Source organism: Alteromonas sp. McT4-15, from assembly GCF_020515205.1.
Classification (GTDB): Bacteria; Pseudomonadota; Gammaproteobacteria; order Enterobacterales; family Alteromonadaceae; genus Alteromonas.
In genome coordinates, this window is the sequence record NZ_JAJALG010000006.1 from 19,835 (window position 1) to 39,084 (window position 19,250).

Below are 19,250 nucleotides of genomic sequence, written 5' to 3' on the forward strand. Positions count from 1 at the left end.
TTTGTTTGAGGAATACGACGTGAAAACCCTTGGGTTGTTTTACATAAGTAAACTCATAACGTTTTACGCTGGTTTCTATGGTTGTTTCATACTTCATCACGCGTTTGCTGTACCTGTTGTAGTCAGTGCTGCAACTGTGGGGTTATTGGGTAGCTTTATTCCTTATACCTCACGCTTTAAGCGCCATCCGCAAGCCGCTGTTTATGCTGGTACGTTTGCGGGAATGTGCTCACAGGATATTATTCAAACACAAAGTGAAATTATTGCTGTAAGCCTAGTTGGTGCTTTTATTTACACCTTGCTGCGCAACGTGTTCGTGGGCATTGGGGGGAAACTTGGGGCCATAGCCTTTACCGCTGTGGCAAGCGTTGTGTTAGTAAAAGGGCTGGTACTTTAAATGTTGACCACAATAGTCATCGCCGTTGTGGGAGGGCTAAGTACGTTTGCATTATCGTTAGTCCCATTTATTGGTGCTATTCGAGCGAGTACCTTGGCAACATTAGTCGCCTATACCGTGTTTTGGGTCGTTTTCGACAGTAGTACAGCCAATGCGTTTGGTGCGCTATTTTTCGGTGGAAGCTTTGTTGGCATGAGTTCAAGTGCCAAATTATCGTGGTTGGGAGTGACATTGGCTGCATCAGTTTTTGGTGTACTGAGTGCTGCAATACTTCCACTATTAAATGGCATGGGGGGAGCGTTGGGGGTCTGCGCGTTTCTATCTGTTGTTATTGTATATTTAAGCGGCAGGCTCTATCGCAAGTATAACCCACGAACTCCAAACTCGAATTAATTGTAGGTTCGCGTTACACAAATTTAGGAATTAAGTAGCCAACGTTATGGCTACTTATTATTCAATTTCGCTATTTTTACAGGATTTATTCGTACTCTAGTGGGTCTGTTGCATTGTTTTCGCTAAACGCTTCTAAGCGTTCCTCACACGCGCCGCATTTGCCACACGCTTTTTCACGACCGTTGTAGCAGGTCCAGGTTTGCGAGTAATCTAGCCCCATTTTTAAGCCATCAGTCAAAATTGCTGTTTTGCTGTCATCGATGTAAGGCGTCATAATTTTTACAGGTGTGTAGTTGGCTATGCCACATACATCATTCATTCTATGAACGAATTCAGGACGACAGTCAGGGTAAATCGCGTGATCGCCTGAGTGTGCACCGTAGTAAACTTCGTTTGCATCAAGACTCACTGCGTAGCCAACAGCCAATGACAACAGGATCATGTTGCGATTAGGCACGACGGTTTGCTTCATGCTGGGCTCTTCATAGTGCCCTTCAGGAACGTCTATATCAGATGTCAGCGCAGAACCACCAATCAAGGTATTGATGGCGCTGATATCGACAATTTTATGCGGTACGTCAAGTGAGCGACAAACCGCGGCGGCGTAGTCGAGTTCTTTCTTGTGACGCTGTCCGTAGTTAAAACTTAAAGCGTGTACTTTTTTGCCCGCGCGCAGCGCTTTGTGCAAAACCGTGTAGGAGTCCATGCCTCCTGAATAAATAACAACAACGTTTTCAGACATAGTTTTTGATTAATTGATAAATTATCACCGAATTTTATGTGATCCTTGGTAAAATCCCAACATACAATCGTTAAAGGGTGTCAAATTGTCTGTATTGTCCACATTAAACATCAATGAGATGTTCGAAACTATCCAAGGTGAAGGCGCATATACGGGAATACCATCTATCTTTGTCCGCTTACAGGGATGTCCGGTAGGGTGTCCATGGTGTGATACTAAGCACACGTGGGAGATAAAAGCTGACTTGAGTGTTTCACCAGAAGATGTCATTGCCAAAAGTAGCGAATCTGAAACGTATTTTGTATCTAACGAAGCAAGTTTGATGACACTGTTTGAGCAACAGGGGTACGTTGCAAAGCATGTAGTCATTACTGGGGGCGAGCCATGTATGTATGACTTACGTCCGCTAACCAGCATATTGCATCAAAACGGATACACCACGCAAATTGAGACCAGTGGCACGTTTGAGGTGTTATGTGATGTGCGCACTTATGTCACAGTTTCGCCCAAAATAAATATGAAAGGGGGCTTTGATGTGCTCACCAGTGCACTAGAGCGTGCCAATGAGATTAAGCATCCTATCGCTATGCAAAAACATATTGATGAGCTTGATGCATTGCTTACAAAAGTATCAAGCCTTGAAGGAAAACAGGTTTGCTTACAACCTATTAGCCAACAAAAACGCGCGACGGAGTTAGCCGTGCGCACTTGTATTGCGCGTAACTGGCGGCTATCTTTACAAACACATAAGTACATTGGCATTGAGTAGTTAACGTCTTGGTTTACGATTTCTACCAAGCACATTGTGAGCTCAATGAGAAAGGATTTGAGAATGATTAGGGTGGTTTTGGCGTGTATTACGTTGTTGCTAAGCAGTATGCAGGCAAGTGCCGCATTGTGGACCATTACGTACCCTCGACCACTTGATGATTCGGACGAACGCTCGCAGTATCCCATCGCGTTACTGAAATTGGCGCTTGATAAAACGGGCGTTAATTATGAATTGCGCCCGTCAGATAGAATTCTCTTAACCGGGAAAGCTATGCGTCAACTGCGAGAAAATCGCGAGGTTAATGTGGTTTGGAGCATGACGGATAGTCAGCGTGAAAAAGACCTTACCGCTATTCGTATTCCTATTGCTAAAGGGCTAATAGGTTTACGCGTTTTCGTGGTAAACCAAGACAAAGCTTCTAAGTTTGAGGATGTTATGTCTTTAACTGACATTCGCAAACTCGTTCCTGTACAAGGTGAAGAATGGCCTGACACTAAAATATTGCAAGCCAATGGTTTCAATGTTTTCACTGTGCCAGAGTTTCGAGAAGCATACGATATGATCAAGCAAGGTAAAGGCGACTTCTTCCCGCGTTCGGTCATAGAAGTAGATGCGGAATTGGCAGAAGAGGGTAGGCGTAGTAATCTTTTTTTAGAGCCTAATATGGCGCTCTATTATCCAACAGCGATGTACTACTTTGTAAGCTCGAGTAATAAAACCTTAGCAAGGCTTATTGAAACTGGGCTCAATCGCGCGATTGATGACGGCTCATTTGAATCACTTTTTCAAACGACTTATTCGCCTATTTTAGAGGGACTCAATATGCAAGAACGTAATGTGTTTACCCTTGAAAATCCACTTTTGCCAGTTGAGACGCCGCTAAATGATAATAGGTTGTGGTACAAAAATACTATTCAAACTAAAGAGCTAACACCCACAGACGTCGAATAAGCCGTGGCCAAAGATTGTTAGTGATGTTATAAAAAAAACGCGGCTTGTAGCCGCGTTTTTTGATGTAAGTGTTAGGTTATGATTCTCCAGCGTGTACATCTTTCATCGAACGACCTGAAGGGTCTGCATTGTTCTTAAAGCTTTCATCCCATTCAAGGGCTTCAACGGTACTACACGCAATCGACTTGCCGCCAGGTACACATCGCGCAGCACTTTCTTGAGGGAAGTAGCTCTCGAAGATAGTGCGATAGTAATAGCCTTCTTTAGTGTCAGGCGTGTTAACAGGGAAGCGGAATTCCGCCGTCGCAAGTTGTTGGTCAGTGACTTCGTTGTCTACAAAGTCGCGAATTGAATCAATCCACGAGTAACCTACACCGTCACCAAACTGTTCTTTTTGACGCCATAGTACTTCCGCTGGAAGTGTCTCACCGTTATCAAAGGCTTTACGAAGGATCCATTTTTCCATTTTTCCATCAAGACACATTTTGTCTTGCGGGTTTAGGCGCATAGCAACATCTATGAAGTTTTTATCAAGGAAAGGCACGCGAGCTTCAACGCCCCATGCTGACGTTGCTTTGTTAGCGCGCGCACAATCAAACATGTGCAAGCGATCTAATTTGCGAACTGTTTCTTCATGGAACTCTTTGGCGTTAGGGGCTTTGTGGAAATACAAATAGCCACCGAAGATTTCATCAGAGCCTTCACCTGACAGTACCATTTTGATACCCATAGCTTTAATCTTACGGGTCATAAGGTACATTGGCGTAGCGGCGCGAATGGTCGTAGTATCATAGGTTTCAAGGTGGTAGATAACATCGCGGATGGCGTCTAATCCCTCTTGAATAGTGAAGTGGATTTCATGGTGAACGGTGCCAATCATGTCTGCCACTTTTTTCGCCGCTTTTAAGTCTGGCGCGCCTTCAAGTCCGACGGCAAAACTATGTAAACGCGGCCACCACGCATCGGTTTTATCTTCGTCTTCTACTCGTTTGGCGACATACTGTGCCGCTACAGCAGATACAAGTGACGAGTCAAGACCGCCTGAAAGCAACACGGCGTAGGGAACGTCAGACATCATGTGTGACTTAACCGCCTTTTCAAAGGCCACACGAAGTTCTTCTAAGTCACTTGTGTTGTCTTTGACGTTATCGTATTCCATCCAGTCACGCTTGTAATACTTAGTGATCTTACCTTCTTTACTCCATAGATAATGACCAGGAGGGAACTCACTAATGGTTTTACACACGCTCGCTAGCGCTTTCATTTCCGATGAAACATAGAAGTTACCGTGTTCATCGTAACCTGTGTAAAGCGGGATAATACCAATATGATCACGCGCGATCAGATAAGCATCTTGTTCTTCATCATAAAGAATAAACGCGAACATCCCTTCAAGTTCATCAATAAAGTCGATGCCTTTTTGCTGAAAGAGAGGAAGAATAACTTCACAATCTGAGCGCGTCTTAAACGGGTAAGGCGAATCTAGATTCGCAGCCAGTTGTTTGTGGTTATAAATTTCGCCATTAACGGCAAGTATTTGTTTGTCGTTTTGACTGATAAGAGGCTGTGCACCTGTATCAACATCAACAATAGCCAGTCTTTCGTGACAAAGAATGGTATTGTCATTATTCCAGATACCCGACCAGTCAGGGCCACGGTGGCGCAAAAGTTTAGATAAATCGAGGGCTTGGGTTCTGAGTTCAGACACATCGGTCTTGATATCAAGGATACCGAAAATACCACACATAAAACGGATTCTCTCTGTTCACTTGTTGAAAAAATAATGAGGCTTTTTCTGTCGGGTACTCGCGTACGAGTGAGCGAAGATTTGTTGTTATTGTTTATTCGCGTGCCTTGAATGTGCCAGTCTGACAGGAAATTGCAAGCACATTATGATGAGAAAATGGAAATAGTTATTCCAAACTGAGAGTTTATTGTTATGTCTGTCCTACTTTGACTAAAATTTATCGTCGTAACCATTACTTTTTTAACGCATGAATTTGCTATCGCAGTGTGAAAATTAAGCGCATAATCGCGCCGATTTTTAGTCTCATTGGTAATGGGTATGCAATTTTCTAACGACCGTGTGTCGGCTTTTATTATTCCTGATTTCACTGTTTCACAAGATTTGATGGCAAGCTTGGGGTCTCGTTATCGCGATGCGGTGCAAATTGATGTCTTTGGTGGAGAAGCGTGGCTTTTTGAATACGGTGTTATTGTTTTTTGGGGCGTAGACGAAGACGAAAAGATGGCTTTACTGAACCGTCTTCAAGTGCATGAAGAAGTGTTGACGGGGCAGCATCAAGAGCACTTGCGGTTCGTTATCGATGGTGACACGCTTAAACTTCAGCGTGATCTTATTGCACTGCCAAGCGCCGACGAACTTCTTCGTCTTTCCATTAGTCATGGCTTAGCACAATCGATTAAACTAAATGAGTACGAAGAAAAAGCGCAAGACACCATTACCCAGTATGGCTACCTGCCTAATGCATTGGCTGAAACTGGAAAAATAAAGCTTGGACGCAGAGCGCTCGCAAAGATTCGTGGTCATTTATTTAGCACGAAAAGTGATATCTTTTTGCATTATGGGTTATTAGATACGCCTGAGTTTTTCTGGGAATACCCAGAATATGAATATGCTTATACACTGACTTCGCGATATTTGGATATTCGACCAAGAGTTGAAGTGCTATCGAATAAGCTTGATGTTATTCACGAGCTATTTGAAATGTTGGCGGATGACTTAAATCACAAGCATTCGTCATTTCTTGAATGGATAATTATCATATTAATCGCATTTGAAATAGCGACTTTTGGTGCTGAAGAACTTAAAGCAATTTTGATGTAACTGACAAAAAGACAAAGGCCCTTAATGGGCCTTTGTTGTTTTTTACTTAGTGCTTGCGCTGGAATTCACTCGTCGGGTTCCATGTTGGCCACGCTTGCGCGTTGGACACATTAACGCCTACATCGAATAACATCTGTGTATCTTGAACAATACCGCTTAAGTCCCAGTCGTCACGATATTCGTCACACACTTGGTGGTAACACCCTGTCACAATGACATTCATGCGTTTGCGATACTTAGCGGTTTCTTCATCGGCGGGTTCATTACCGCCTTCAGCATATAGCGCGGGTACACCTTGTTTGGCAAAGCTGAAATGATCAGAGCGGTAGTAATAACCGGCTTCTGGTCTATCTTCTTGGGTTAATGTGCGACCTTGTTTAGTTGCCGCTGCTTTCAGATAATCTTCCATCTCTGATTTACCCATTCCCACTACAGCGACATTTTTGGTTTTACCCAAAACATTCATGGCATCCATGTTGATATTCGCCACTGTTTTTTCGATTGGTATAACAGGGTTGCTGGCATAATACTTACTACCAAGAAGACCTTGTTCTTCAGCAGTAACCACCAAGAACGATATTGAACGCTTAGGTACTGGTGTGAGTTGTCCATAGGCCTTGGCCATAGCAAGAATTGCCGCGGTACCCGTTGCATTATCATGTGCGCCGTTATAAATCTGGTCACCTTCTTTGCTGTCATCTTTGCCAAGGTGGTCCCAGTGAGCAGTGTAGATAACGTGTTCGTCTGGGAACTCACTGCCAGGTAACGTGGCAATAACATTGTTACTTTCAGACTTTTTGAACGTGTTTTTAACCGTCACAGAAGCCTCAATTGCCATTGCTTTGTTATACGGCCCTTGCATTGCCTTTGCTTTTTCTTCTTCGAAGTTTAACCCGGCATCGTTAAAGACTTTTTTGGCAGCGTCAAGGGTTAACCATCCTTCTACCGCGACACGGCTTGCGCCTTTATCTTTACTTACCAAGCCATATTGTGGTCCACTCCAGCTGTTTGCCACTACTGACCAGCCATAAGACGCAGGTGCAGTCTCATGAATAATGATTGCACCTGCGGCACCTTGACGGCTAGCTTCTTCATATTTGTAGCTCCAGCGACCGTAGTACGTCATTGTCGTACCTTGAAACTTACCGCTTTCTGGATTTTCAAAGCCAGGATCATTAACCAAGATGACCGCAGTTTTACCCGTTAAGTCCAGACCTTCATAATCATTCCAGTCATACTCTGGTGCATTGACACCATAGCCAACAAAAACAAGTTCGGAATTTTGAAGGGTAACCTCCGCTACTTCTCGTTTTGATGATGCAACCATGTCTTCTTTGTAAACAAATGCATTGTCACCAATTGTCATGGTCATATCCGGGTCTGCGGTAATCTCCATTAGTTCTACTTTCTGTAAGAAGCTATCTCCATTGCCTGGCTTAAGGCCAGCTTGGGTAAACTCATTGACAAGATAGTCTATTGTTTTCTTTTCACCCTCAGTTGTGGGCAAACGACCTTCAAACTCGTCAGAAGCCAATACTTTTAGCGGCTCGCGAATATCGTTATCAGAAATAGCGTTATAAACAGTCGTGAAATTTGATTCCGCTGATGGCATTTCTTTTTTATCGTTTTTAACGTCAACGCTAGTGTCGTTAGAAGGGGAGCATGCACTTACGCCTAGTAGGGTAGGTACAAGCAATGGCAAAAACATTTTTTTCATTGTTAGTCTCTGTTTGCTCTACAATACGTCCTCAGTATAGAGAAAAGGTTTATGCGAACCAATAGTTGTTATGCAATCTGAATTAATCCCCTTTAGTAAATCATATTTACTTAGCCATGCAAGTAGGCCAGTGACCGCTTTACTTGATGAAGTCGGTCTATTAGATAGCGCTGACTTTCCCACCGCGGGGCAACTCAACGATATCGTTTCAAGTGTACATGATTCGTGGCGTGGCCCAGTGTTTAGAGGGCAAAGTACTTTTGATAATAACGATACGCGATATTACGAAACGATTATAAGCGAAGACAACGTTGTACCAACGCGTGAAAATAGCTGGCATGACTTATTTAATGCGTTGATCTGGTTGCAGTTTCCAGAGTCGAAAAAGCGGCTCAATGCGTTGCACATCAACGACATTGAACGCTACGGAGTGAACCCTCGTACAGCGCGCAGAAACCGTATTACACACTTCGATGAATGTGGCATTGTATTAGCGGTAGAACAACCTGAAGCTACTGATAACATTGAAGCTAACCGTATTGAACAGTGGCTCACCGATCTTGCTCATCATCGTTGGCAAACCGTTTTTGTCGATAATGTGGATGTATTTCGCCGGAATATCACCCCTATCGTTTTTGGGCATGCGAATTTAGAAATGATGTTAAACCCATTTATCGGGTTAACAGGAAAATGGTTGGCGGTTTCAGTACCTGCGGGGTTTAGCAAAATGCGCCCATGGCAGCAACGTAAAACTGTTGACAGTTCGCTGGTAGCTCGAATTACAGCGCTTGATGATTTTGAGTTAGCCCCTTTGTTGAAACCTCTCCCGCTGCTAGGCGTACCCGGGTGGCATCACTCTCAAGATAGCGTGTTTTATCAAAATACGGCCTATTTTCGGCCTCTTCGTCAACATGCTAAACCGACTGTACAGCTTCCATTATGGGTATAAAAAAAGCCCTTAAAAGGGCTTTTTATCAATTTGACTGCTTAAAAGAGCATTAGCGATACAATCCAAATACCGTAAATAATAACGTAAGGGGCACAAGCTACTACAGCCGCTTTTTGACGACTAAACGACGTCCACTGTGAAATTCCAACCATGGCAAGATAAATACCCCAGAATAGCTCTAAACGGATAGCGAGAGTAAACGCAAACCACGGTGAGTCCATAGGTACACTTAATAAAAAGCTCAGTGATGTTGGCGCCATGATGGCAGGGGATACTTGATGATCGCCTGAGAACATAAGTAGTGCAACACCAATTAAACCAGTTAAAACATACGGCATAGACAACCACCAAGAAAAGCCGTACCAGTCAGTAAAACCGAATACGTGGCTATCGTCTGAGCGGGTCGCAAGGTTCAAATAAACCGCGTAAACCGCATTAATAGCGATGAGAAATAAAAAGGACCATATAAGTTGAGACCAAAGCAACGTACTGCGGTTCAAGAATGCGCGCATCTGCTCTTCTTCGGCCGGGCTCATGTCACCTTGTGCCGCAATATTTAGGTTAGCAAACCACTCAATATCGACAAAATTCACGTACAGATACTGCGACGCAAGCGTAATCCCCATTACTAAAATAAAGGGCATCCAGCTCCAATTGTTATTTTCGCCAACGGCTTTAAATACGCCATTGGGCTTAAAAAAGATATCGTTACACGCCTGAAAAGGGTTTGATACTGTGTGCATCCACTGCTCCTTAAAAGTTGTTGTTTTGTCATTGGTTTAACCGATGAGCGTAAAAACCAATGCTTTGCTTTTGAGCATAAGGGTACTTAGCTGAAAAATTTATGTACAGCACTACTTCATCAATCATGACTTAATTTGTAATAATCTGTTTCAGCGCATGCACGTGTTGGCTGCCTATAGTTTACCCCCTCTCTTTTTTATCAACAAAAAAGGGAAGCCTATGCTTCCCTTGTATGCAATCTTCCTACTCACTATTATAAATAGGTCATGTTTAACAATGTCAGTACAATTGCACTGTACAAAACAGAAATGGGTAACCCCATTTTTATAAAGTGCGCATACCTATAGTTGGCCGCGTTATAAACGAGTAAGTTAGTTTGGTAACCAAAAGGTGATATAAAACTGGCACTTGCTGCAAAGGCCACTGCCAGAGCAAAAGGCATAAGGGGAGCCCCAAGTATTTGTACCAACCCATAGGCAAAAGGAAACATGAGTGCTGCTGCAGCATTATTTGTCACAAACTCGGTGAGAACAAGCGTAAGTAAATAAATAACCGCAAGGGCAACGAACCAGTCTGTCCCTGAAAGTAACGGCATCAGCATTTGTGTAGACGCGTGAATAACGCCAGAGTTTTCAAGCGCAGTGGCTAAACTCAATGCTCCCACAATGACTACAATAAGGTTAAGCGGCAAGTTGCGTTTCATTTCGCCATTAGAGGTAACGCGAACACCTACCAATACTGCGGCTAAAAAAAGCAAACCAATGGCAAGGGAAATAACATTTGCTGCCGCCAACACGACAGTAGTAAGGAAGCCGCCAAGTGTTATCCATTCTTGCTTGTTTGTAAGCGGTCGCGCTATTTTTTGCTCTGACAAAATGAAGAAGTTCTTCCCCAAATTTTGTCGTGTCGCAAAGTCTGGTCCTGTCGCGAGTAATAAAAAATCACCTGCTTGCAGTTTTATTTCTCCTAACTTACCAGAGAGCTGTTCACCATCGCGGCGGATAGCTACAACGGCGGCATCAAATAGTGCTCTGAACCCGAGGTTTTTAATGGTTTGGCCAATAACTTGAGCGCGATTGGCTACAACAACTTCGGTAAGGCTTTCACGTAATACGCCATCGGTCTCAGCAAACATACTTAAGCCTTTAATGTGACTCAAGTTATCTATCTTTTGAACATTACCTGAAAAAATGAGTTTGTCATTTTCAAGAATAACCACATCAGGTCCAACCGGCGATATCAAGTTGCCCCTTCTCACAATTTCAACCAAGAATAGTTCGGGAAGGTTTCGCAGGTGGTTTTGCTCTACGGTTTTGCCTATAAGCTCTGAACCTGATTCAACTTCAGCTTCTACCATATACTCTCGGTAGTCATTGTTCTTATTACCAATTTGCGGAAGTAGGGGAAGCATTAAGAACATCAATAGTCCACAGCTAAGGCCTGCAACAGTACCGTATAATGTGAAGTCAAAAAAGTTGAAGCCAGGATGGCCATGCTCTTGCAAAAAACTATCAACAATAAGGTTGGTTGACGTACCTATAAGCGTTACCGTACCACCTAAAATAGCCGCATAAGAAAGCGGTATAAGCAGTCGCGATGCAGGGTGATATTGGTTTTGCTTTATTGGGCCAATAAGACTGGCGACAATAGCGGTATTGTTTAGCAAAGCTGAAGATAAAAATGTGAGTGAAAATAACCGCCAGTATGATTGGGTAAAGTTGGCGCTAACCAATTTTCTACCCAGTCGTTTTATCAACGCGGTTTTATCAATGGCACTGCTGACTAAAAGTAACAAAACAAGGGTGATAAGCCCCTTGTTCTGCAAATTCAACAATACATCGTCTAATGATAATTGTTGTGTTACCAGTAAGCCTAGCACTGCGCCTGAGAACACAGTGGAAGGGCGCTGATTAGAAAAAATCAGCGCGCCAATCGTACTGGCAAAAATAGCCAGTACGATGAACTGGGATACGTCCATATAGAACCAGTCCTACTTATAATTTACTGATATCTACTGAATTCCAGTGCGGGAAGTGTTTACGTACTAACGCATTGAACTCAAGTTCGAACTCAGAAAAATTAGGTGATGTATGCTGTGCGTCACCGGCAATTTCGTCGATGATCATGCCTGCACCTACAGTACCATTGGTCAATCTATCTATAACGATAAAAGAACCGGTAGGGCGGTTTCGCTTGTAAGGGTCACATGCAACGGGTTGCGTGAACTTGACATCAACTACACCAATTTCATTTAAATTAAGGTGCATAGCGTCAGTTTCTTCTAATGTATTCACGTCAATTTGGTTGTCGATGTGAGCAACAACACCCGGCGTCGATTTAGTCGCGAACTTGAACAAGTACTGCTTGTTGGGCATTAGCGGCTCTTCAGACATCCATACTAGGTGTGTTTTAAATTGCGTATTGAGCAAAGGCAAGTTATCCGACTTTACAATCATATCGCCACGAGAGATATCGATTTCGTCTTCTAACGTTAACGTAACCGCTTGTGGTACGTACGCTCGTTCTTGGTCGCCTTCAAAAGTAACTACCTGTTTCACCTTCGATTTCTTGCCAGAAGGAAGTGCAGTTATTTCATCACCTGGCGCTACCTGACCAGAAACTACTGTACCTGCAAAACCACGGAAGTCTAAGTTAGGACGGTTAACGTATTGTACTGGGAAGCGGAAATCGTCATGGTTGTCGTCTTCACCAATTTCAATGTTTTCTAACATTTCCATGAGCGGTGTGCCGTTAAACCAAGGTGTTTTGTCGCTTTTACCTACTACGTTGTCGCCTTCAAGAGCAGAAATCGGCACAAACTGAATGTCAGGAATATCAAGCTGCTCAGCAAACTTTAGATAGTCTTGTTGAATTTGGTTGTACACTTTTTGTGAATAGTCCATTAAGTCCATTTTGTTAATAGCAACAATAACGTGCTTAATACCCAAAAGAGAAACGAGGAACGAGTGACGTTTCGTTTGTACTTTAACGCCGCCACGTGCATCAACAAGAATAATAGCAAGATCGCACGTTGACGCGCCTGTAACCATGTTACGGGTGTACTGCTCGTGTCCTGGGGTGTCAGCGATAATGAATTTTCGCTTGTCGGTTGAGAAGTAACGGTATGCGACGTCAATGGTGATACCTTGCTCACGTTCAGATTGGAGACCGTCAACAAGAAGAGCAAGGTCAACTTTTTCGCCAGTAGTACCTACTTTTTTGCTGTCTTTAGTGATGGCAGCGAGTTGGTCTTCGTAAATCATCTTCGAATCGTGAAGTAAGCGACCAATAAGGGTACTTTTACCGTCATCTACGCTACCGCAAGTGAGGAAACGTAGCATATCTTTCTTTTCGTGTTGTTCTAGGTAAGACAGAATGTCCTGTCTTAATAATTCGTTTTCGTTGTTCATGTTATGCGCTCACAAGGAAAAAGGGGTTTAACACAGACTCTTTTTGGTTGTACGTAAGAGCGTCAGCGTTGTCATCTAATGGATTTTCAGGGTCTAGTACCGTTACGTTTGCACCGGCCGCTAATGCAACGGCATGTGCAGCACCAGTATCCCACTCAGATGTTGGGCCTAAACGAGGGTAAAGGTGTGCTTCGCCTTCAGCCACTAAGCAAAGCTTTAGTGAACTACCCATTGCTACAAGCTCGGTTTCACCTTCAAGCTGTGCCAATAAATTCTGAATTTCAGGGCTCTGGTGCGAGCGGCTGCCTACTACTTTCCACACTTCAGCGCCGTCGTGTTTGCGTGCTGTGATAGCCGTAAATTCGCCATCTACTTCGGTCCACGCACCTTCACCTACAATACCTATATAGCTTTTGTTTAATGCCGGCGCATAAACCACACCCATAGTCGGTTTGCCATTTTCGATAAGTGCAATGTTGACCGTGAATTCACCGTTTTTCTTAATAAACTCTTTGGTGCCATCTAGCGGGTCAACCAACCAATATGACGACCAGGTTTTGCGCTCACCCCATGCGATATCGGCTGATTCCTCAGAAAGAATCGGCAAGTCAGACTCAGCTTCAAGCGCGTTAACGATGACGTTGTGCGCAGCAAGGTCAGCTTCGGTTAACGGGCTAGAATCCTGCTTTTCATAAATGGCAAAATCTTTCTCGTAAATTGCCATTATTTTGTCGCCTGCTTCTTTGGCGATAGTAAGCACCTTTTGTGTAAGTGCATTCAAAGGCTGTGTCATTACACCAATCCCTTTTCTTGAAGCAAAGCATACAAGCGTTCTGCTGTTTGCTCTGCGGGTTCATCCTGATAGGTTAAATGAATCTCAGGCGACTCTGGTGCTTCATACGCAGAGTCAATACCCGTGAAATCTTTGATCTCACCACTGCGAGCCTTTTTATAAAGCCCTTTAGGGTCACGCTTTTCACAAACCTCAAGCGGGGTATCGACGAACACTTCGACAAATTCACCATCGGCAAGCAAATTGCGACAGAAATCACGGTCTGCTTTAAATGGCGAAATAAATGCGGTTAACACTAAAGTACCCGAATCGACAAAAAGCTTGGCTACTTCGCTGATGCGACGAATATTTTCCACGCGATCTTTATCGCTGAAGCCTAAATCACCACACAAACCGTGGCGCACATTGTCGCCATCAAGCAAATAGGTATGCTTATTTTGTTCGTGAAGTTTCTTCTCAAGTAAATTTGCTAGTGTTGATTTACCCGAACCACTTAAACCCGTCAGCCAAAACACGCGGGGTGTTTGACCTAACTTTTCAGAACGGGTGGTTTTATTAACTTCGTGTTTATGCCAAACAATGTTGTCAGTGGCCATTAGAAGTACCCTTCCATTTTCTTCTTCTCCATCGAGCCCGCGCTATCATGGTCGATAACGCGCCCTTGACGCTCTGAAGTTTTAGTAAGCAGCATCTCTTGAATAACTTCCGGAAGTGTTGCTGCTTCTGACTCTACAGCACCCGTTAGTGGGTAACATCCAAGCGTACGGAAACGCACTGAACGCATTTCTGGTACTTCGCCTTCCTCAAGTGGCATGCGGTCGTCATCAACCATAATCAAAATACCGTCACGCTCAACAACTGGACGAGGCTTAGACAAGTAAAGTTGAGGAATATCAATGTTTTCTAGATAGATATACTGCCAGATATCAAGCTCAGTCCAGTTAGACATTGGGAACACACGAATGCTTTCGCCTTTGTTTACTTGAGAATTATAGATATTCCATAATTCTGGACGTTGGTTTTTTGGATCCCAGCGGTGGTTGCTATCACGGAATGAATACACACGCTCTTTGGCGCGCGACTTTTCTTCGTCACGTCTTGCACCACCAAATGCAGCATCAAACTTGTACTTGTTCAATGCTTGCTTAAGTGCTTGTGTTTTCATGATATCCGTGTGTTTTGCTGAGCCATGAGAAAAAGGTCCAACACCCGCTTCAACGCCTTCTTCGTTGATGTGAACAAGTAGGTCGAAACCGTGCTTCTTAGCCTGCTCGTCACGAAACTTAATCATTTCACCAAATTTCCACGTTGTATCTACGTGAAGCAATGGGAAAGGAATTTTGCCTGGCGCAAAAGCTTTGCGCGCCAAATGAAGTAGAACCGAAGAGTCTTTTCCTACTGAGTACAGCATTACTGGGTTTTCAAACTCAGCAGCAACCTCACGGAAAATTTGAATGCTCTCGGCTTCGAGTTGTTTCAAATGCGTTATAGACGGGATACTAGCAGTCATTTTGAAGTCCGAATTTATGTTATATATAAAAAAGTTATATGCGGGTTATTTTTCTGCATAGAACGATAGCATATTTAGTTTCAAATGTAGTATGCGATTTAGCTATTTAAAATAGCTATCTTATTCCAAGAAATATAAATGTAATACAGTGAAAGCATAAGCATTGCATTTAAAGGCCTAGAAACAACAAAACCCCGCTCAGTAAACTGTGCGGGGTTTTGTTTTTTTACTGTCTTAAACGCAACTATCGTTCATTCAATTTTGCTTGAAATGAATCGAAGGTATCGATTACACCATCTCGAGGTGTTCCTGACTTACTTAATATGACTATCGTCAAGCTTGATAGGATGAATCCAGGCACAATTTCGTACATCCAATCACCTAATTTTTTTCCGCCAACTTCAATAGGAAGATAAATCCAAAGCAGTACGGTTACTGCACCGACTATCATTCCGCCAAGTGCTGCACGGCGTGTCATTTCTCGTTTAAACAAACTAAATAACACCAAAGGTCCGAAAGCTGCACCAAACCCTGCCCATGCATTACTTACAAGGGTTAAAATAGTGCTATCTCTATCATACGCAAGATATATAGCGACAAGTGCTACAACAACAACGCTTACCCGGCCGGCGATGACGAGCTCTTTGTCTGACGCATTCTTATGCAAAAACGCTTGATAAAAGTCGCTGGTTAGTGAGCTGGACGTAACCAAAAGTTGCGAAGAGATTGTGCTCATGATTGCAGCTAGAATTGCAGCAAGAAGAAAACCGCCGATTAATGGGTGGAAGAGGATTTGTGACAAATAGATAAAGACCGTTTCTGGATCTATTTCGTTACCATTTCCCGTAACATAAGCGAGCCCGAAAAGCCCAGTCATAAGGGCTCCGATGATCGACACTATCATCCAACTCATCCCTATATTACGCGCAGTGGGAATGTCACTTACTGAACGAATTGCCATAAAGCGCACAATTATATGCGGCTGACCAAAATAGCCTAAGCCCCATGACATCAATGATACTATGCCGATGAAAGTAAGTGTTTCATTGGTTGATGCATCCATGAAGGCATTAAAAAGGGCTGGGTTAATATTGTCTAGTGCATCTATCGACGCACCAATTCCGCCGAGTTCGCTTATGACCACAATGGGCACCATTACAAGCGAAACAAACATGATACAGCCTTGCACAAAATCGGTCATACTGACGGCCATAAAGCCACCCACTAAAGTATAGGCAACGACAACGCCAGCAGTAACATACAGTCCCATTTCATAGGAAAGACCAAACGAGGTTTCAAACAGTTTACCGCCTGCGACAACACCTGATGAGGTGTAGAGGGTAAAAAAGATAACTATCACCACAGACGCGATAACACGCAGCAAGCGTGAATTATCTGCAAAACGATTTTCGAAATAATCAGGTAGCGTAATGGAGTTATTGGCAACTTCGGTGTATACGCGCAAGCGTGGTGCAACGAGCATGTAGTTAGCAAGCGCCCCTAACGTTAAGCCTACTGCTATCCATCCCGCTGAAAGGCCTGACACATACATAGCGCCAGGCAAGCCCATTAGCATCCAACCACTCATATCCGATGCACCGGCAGACAGTGCTGTTACTGCTGGACCTAACTGCCGGCCACCAAGCATGTACCCTTCTACGTTAGTGTCAGTTTGACGGTAAGCGAAAAGACCAATACCCAACATTACAACGAAATACAAACCTAACGAGATTATCGTGCCTGTAGCCATATAAATTCCCTATGTTTTTTCTTTCATGCTAACACCTCTGTCATAGACTCTCTACGTCAGTGAGTGACCTTGCACAATTTCTATACGACTGAATGTAAAAAAAGTTTGGCGGTTAGGCGCTTTAGTGTCACTTATTTCAGCTTAGCAAACTGATAGGGCGTAAGTTTCTATTTGGGAGTGGCCTTTTTGCTTTGCAGTTTGAAGAAGCTTGTCACAACATTGGATAACCGTATCTAAGTTGGCGTCGCCATTTACTTTAAGCACACCCGATGAAAATGAAACAGCGAAGCGTTCATTGGTATGCTTCCATAAAGTAAGTTTGGATAAGGATTGGTTTAGTTCGTCCAACACGCGTTTGACGTGTCTTTCATTCGAATCTGTAAAGTAAATTAAAAACTCTTCGTTGCCATAGCGGCATAATTTATCTGACTTTCTAATTCGGCCTCTAATGGTTTGGCTAAATGTTGCGAGGACTTCATCGCCCACTTCGTGACCAAATTTCTCGTTAATCCGCTTAAAGTTATCGATATCAAGCAGAGCCACGCAAGAGGAACTGTCTCTTTTAAGCGCCTTTTTTAAGCTATTAAGCATCGCTCTTCGAGTTAGCGTGCCTGTCAGAGAATCGAACTGACTTGATGATGCATTTTGTTTCTTGGTTAGCCATAACCACATTGCCAATATGCAGAATATGGTAACAACTAGAGCAAAGATGGTGAGTTGCAACTGTTCCAGGTTGCTTGTAAGCCCTGCTTTTTCATCTAAAAGCGCCTTCAGTTCCCTCTGCTTGTACTGTGCTAATTCAATGTCTTCTGACAACGAACTCGTTTCTAATCTGTCTGATAGATTAAATTGTTCAGTGTTGTAAGCAATGAGTACTTCTTTGTATTTTTTCTCGTAGAGAAATGCCTTTTGCATATCGCCTTTAAGGTAATAAATGTCGCGAAGGGCAGGGTACTTTTTCAACCCGATTTGTCGAGAAAAAGTAATGGTAGACTCTTGCTCTTGCATTACTTTCTTATACTCATCAATAGCTATATTGAAATTTTTAGTATCTGATGAAAACGCAAGACTAACGGCTTTTGCATACGGTTTGATATCTGCAAAATGGACTGGAACTGAATCAACGTGATAGTTTGAGAGCTCTTTGGCCAATCCAATAATTAAATCCGAATTCTCTCCATCGTATTGCTTTATCAAGACCGCGAGTTCAAGCGCACGTGCTATGTAACCTTGTAATGGAGTATCGTTTAACGACATTGACTTTGCTTCTTCAGCAAGTGTCATCGCATTTGAATATTGGTTGAGGCTGAGCAGGGCTATAACTGCGTAACTGTAGTCCCAAGCCTTTAATGTGCCCTTTTTCCTTTTAATTTCGATAAGCTGAGCTACATATTCATAAGATTTGCTTGGTATATTAAGCTCCATATACTTTGATGAAAGCCATGATAATGCTGTAGTGATGCCAAGTTCGCTTTCTAAAGCATTATTTGCCGAATCATCAGGCAAGTGTGGTAATGCGTACTCTATTTCGCTTATCGCTCGAAGTGGAGCTGACTCAGAGTACTCCATTGCTAACCACATACTCGCTATAGCAACTGCTTCTTTATCACCTATTCGAAGAAGCTTTTCTTTGAGTCCAATTAATTCAGGGATGGTAGAGTCTACTCGTCTACTAGAGCCTTTGTAATCATTCGCTGCTTGTACGTAGATATAATAGCCATGTGTATAGGCGTAGGTCTTAGGTGCTGTTTTTTCTAATACTTGCCAATGTTTATTTAAAAGCGGTTGTTTGACGTAAACGGGAACGCGAGCGTGCTCTCCTGTTTCAGCGGTACTTAAAGCCATTAGATGTCGAAAAATGACCCCTATACTAGACTCGTCTTGCTGAACACCACTTTTAATAATTTGCTGCTCAATAGCCTCGTTCGACAACGCGGAAGGATAATTCCAATCGTAAATTACTTTGTGTAAAAGGTCGGCATACTCGTTAATTTTCTGTGGTGTCGCTGTCGTTAACTCGTCGCTACGAGAGCCATGCGACGCAAACGCCAAAAATAAAAGAGCGATAATGCTAATTAACCGAAAGCACTTAAACCAAAAAGGCATGATGGACGCAACCTCTATACTGCAGACAAGCGCGAATTAAATTTAAATGTATGTTTTAAATTAAGTATGCGAGTATAAATTTAAAGTACGAGATATTCACGTTAATTCTGAGGTAAAAAATCGGCCTTGAAGGCCGATTGAAGGGGATGTGCATTAGCACACTGTTAC

Annotated in this window: 17 protein-coding genes; 6 read left to right on the plus strand and 11 right to left on the minus strand. The window is 43.2% G+C overall.

Translation table 11 applies throughout. The annotated features are described in order from the left end of the window. The first annotated feature begins 19 nt into the window (after window positions 1-19). Window positions 20-397: a hypothetical protein gene (locus LHL20_RS06570; RefSeq protein ID WP_226432723.1), complete on the plus strand. Its 378-nt coding sequence runs from the start codon at window positions 20-22 to the stop codon at window positions 395-397. Next, on the plus strand, window positions 398-790 hold the full coding sequence (locus LHL20_RS06575) for a hypothetical protein (protein WP_226432724.1): 393 nt from the start codon (window positions 398-400) through the stop codon (window positions 788-790). A gap of 85 nt (window positions 791-875) precedes the next feature. Here the strand turns inward: LHL20_RS06575 and queC are convergent, their stop codons facing one another. Beyond that, window positions 876-1,532 carry a 7-cyano-7-deazaguanine synthase QueC gene (gene queC / locus LHL20_RS06580; protein ID WP_159623198.1) on the minus strand — a complete coding sequence of 219 codons (657 nt, stop codon included), beginning with the start codon at window positions 1,530-1,532 and terminating at the stop codon, window positions 876-878. A 94-nt stretch (window positions 1,533-1,626) separates the two neighbouring features. Here queC and queE point away from each other — a divergent pair, with 94 nt between their 5' ends. Together queE and LHL20_RS06590 are read left to right on the plus strand one after the other, a co-directional pair. Continuing rightward, window positions 1,627-2,301, plus strand: a complete 675-nt coding sequence (gene queE, locus LHL20_RS06585; protein WP_226432828.1) for a 7-carboxy-7-deazaguanine synthase QueE — start codon at window positions 1,627-1,629, stop codon at window positions 2,299-2,301. A gap of 63 nt (window positions 2,302-2,364) precedes the next feature. Next, window positions 2,365-3,255, plus strand: a complete 891-nt coding sequence (locus LHL20_RS06590; protein ID WP_226432725.1) for a transporter substrate-binding domain-containing protein — start codon at window positions 2,365-2,367, stop codon at window positions 3,253-3,255. A gap of 76 nt (window positions 3,256-3,331) precedes the next feature. On the opposite strand, the gene asnB is transcribed toward LHL20_RS06590, so the two are convergent. Further along, entirely contained in the window at window positions 3,332-5,002 is a 1,671-nt protein-coding gene (gene asnB, locus LHL20_RS06595; protein ID WP_226432726.1) for an asparagine synthase B, read from the minus strand. A 318-nt stretch (window positions 5,003-5,320) separates the two neighbouring features. Here asnB and LHL20_RS06600 point away from each other — a divergent pair, with 318 nt between their 5' ends. After that, window positions 5,321-6,103 carry an RMD1 family protein gene (locus tag LHL20_RS06600; RefSeq protein ID WP_226432727.1) on the plus strand — a complete coding sequence of 261 codons (783 nt, stop codon included), beginning with the start codon at window positions 5,321-5,323 and terminating at the stop codon, window positions 6,101-6,103. Window positions 6,104-6,149: 46 nt separating this feature from the next. Here LHL20_RS06600 and LHL20_RS06605 read toward each other — a convergent pair whose 3' ends face one another. After that, on the minus strand, window positions 6,150-7,820 hold the full coding sequence (locus tag LHL20_RS06605; protein ID WP_159623190.1) for a M28 family metallopeptidase: 1,671 nt from the start codon (window positions 7,818-7,820) through the stop codon (window positions 6,150-6,152). Window positions 7,821-7,890: 70 nt separating this feature from the next. Between LHL20_RS06605 and LHL20_RS06610 the strand changes: the two genes are divergently transcribed. Then, window positions 7,891-8,769: a DUF3025 domain-containing protein gene (locus tag LHL20_RS06610; protein WP_226432728.1), complete on the plus strand. Its 879-nt coding sequence runs from the start codon at window positions 7,891-7,893 to the stop codon at window positions 8,767-8,769. A 38-nt stretch (window positions 8,770-8,807) separates the two neighbouring features. On the opposite strand, the gene LHL20_RS06615 is transcribed toward LHL20_RS06610, so the two are convergent. The 8 genes from LHL20_RS06615 to LHL20_RS06650 form a co-directional block, all read right to left on the minus strand. Beyond that, window positions 8,808-9,512 carry a YIP1 family protein gene (locus LHL20_RS06615; protein ID WP_226432729.1) on the minus strand — a complete coding sequence of 235 codons (705 nt, stop codon included), beginning with the start codon at window positions 9,510-9,512 and terminating at the stop codon, window positions 8,808-8,810. 254 nt (window positions 9,513-9,766) lie between these two features. Next, window positions 9,767-11,491, minus strand: coding sequence for an SLC13 family permease (locus LHL20_RS06620; protein WP_226432730.1), 1,725 nt, complete (start codon window positions 11,489-11,491; stop codon window positions 9,767-9,769). Between the two features lie 16 nt (window positions 11,492-11,507). After that, window positions 11,508-12,923, minus strand: a complete 1,416-nt coding sequence (gene cysN / locus LHL20_RS06625) for a sulfate adenylyltransferase subunit CysN (protein ID WP_226432731.1) — start codon at window positions 12,921-12,923, stop codon at window positions 11,508-11,510. A 1-nt stretch (window position 12,924) separates the two neighbouring features. Beyond that, window positions 12,925-13,716, minus strand: a complete 792-nt coding sequence (gene cysQ, locus LHL20_RS06630) for a 3'(2'),5'-bisphosphate nucleotidase CysQ (RefSeq protein WP_226432732.1) — start codon at window positions 13,714-13,716, stop codon at window positions 12,925-12,927. Beyond that, window positions 13,716-14,312 (minus strand): adenylyl-sulfate kinase, encoded by a 597-nt coding sequence (gene cysC, locus LHL20_RS06635; protein WP_226432733.1) that lies wholly within the window; start codon window positions 14,310-14,312, stop codon window positions 13,716-13,718. Before cysC ends, cysQ begins: the two co-directional genes overlap by 1 nt. Further along, window positions 14,312-15,226 (minus strand): sulfate adenylyltransferase subunit CysD, encoded by a 915-nt coding sequence (gene cysD, locus LHL20_RS06640; RefSeq protein WP_159623177.1) that lies wholly within the window; start codon window positions 15,224-15,226, stop codon window positions 14,312-14,314. The genes cysC and cysD overlap by 1 nt, the downstream gene beginning before the upstream one ends. A gap of 244 nt (window positions 15,227-15,470) precedes the next feature. Beyond that, the gene (putP, locus tag LHL20_RS06645; RefSeq protein WP_226432734.1) at window positions 15,471-16,976 is read right to left on the minus strand and encodes a sodium/proline symporter PutP; all 1,506 of its coding nucleotides are present in this window, start codon (window positions 16,974-16,976) and stop codon (window positions 15,471-15,473) included. A gap of 141 nt (window positions 16,977-17,117) precedes the next feature. After that, window positions 17,118-19,082: a GGDEF domain-containing protein gene (locus LHL20_RS06650; protein ID WP_226432735.1), complete on the minus strand. Its 1,965-nt coding sequence runs from the start codon at window positions 19,080-19,082 to the stop codon at window positions 17,118-17,120. Between the last annotated feature and the right edge of the window lie 168 nt (window positions 19,083-19,250).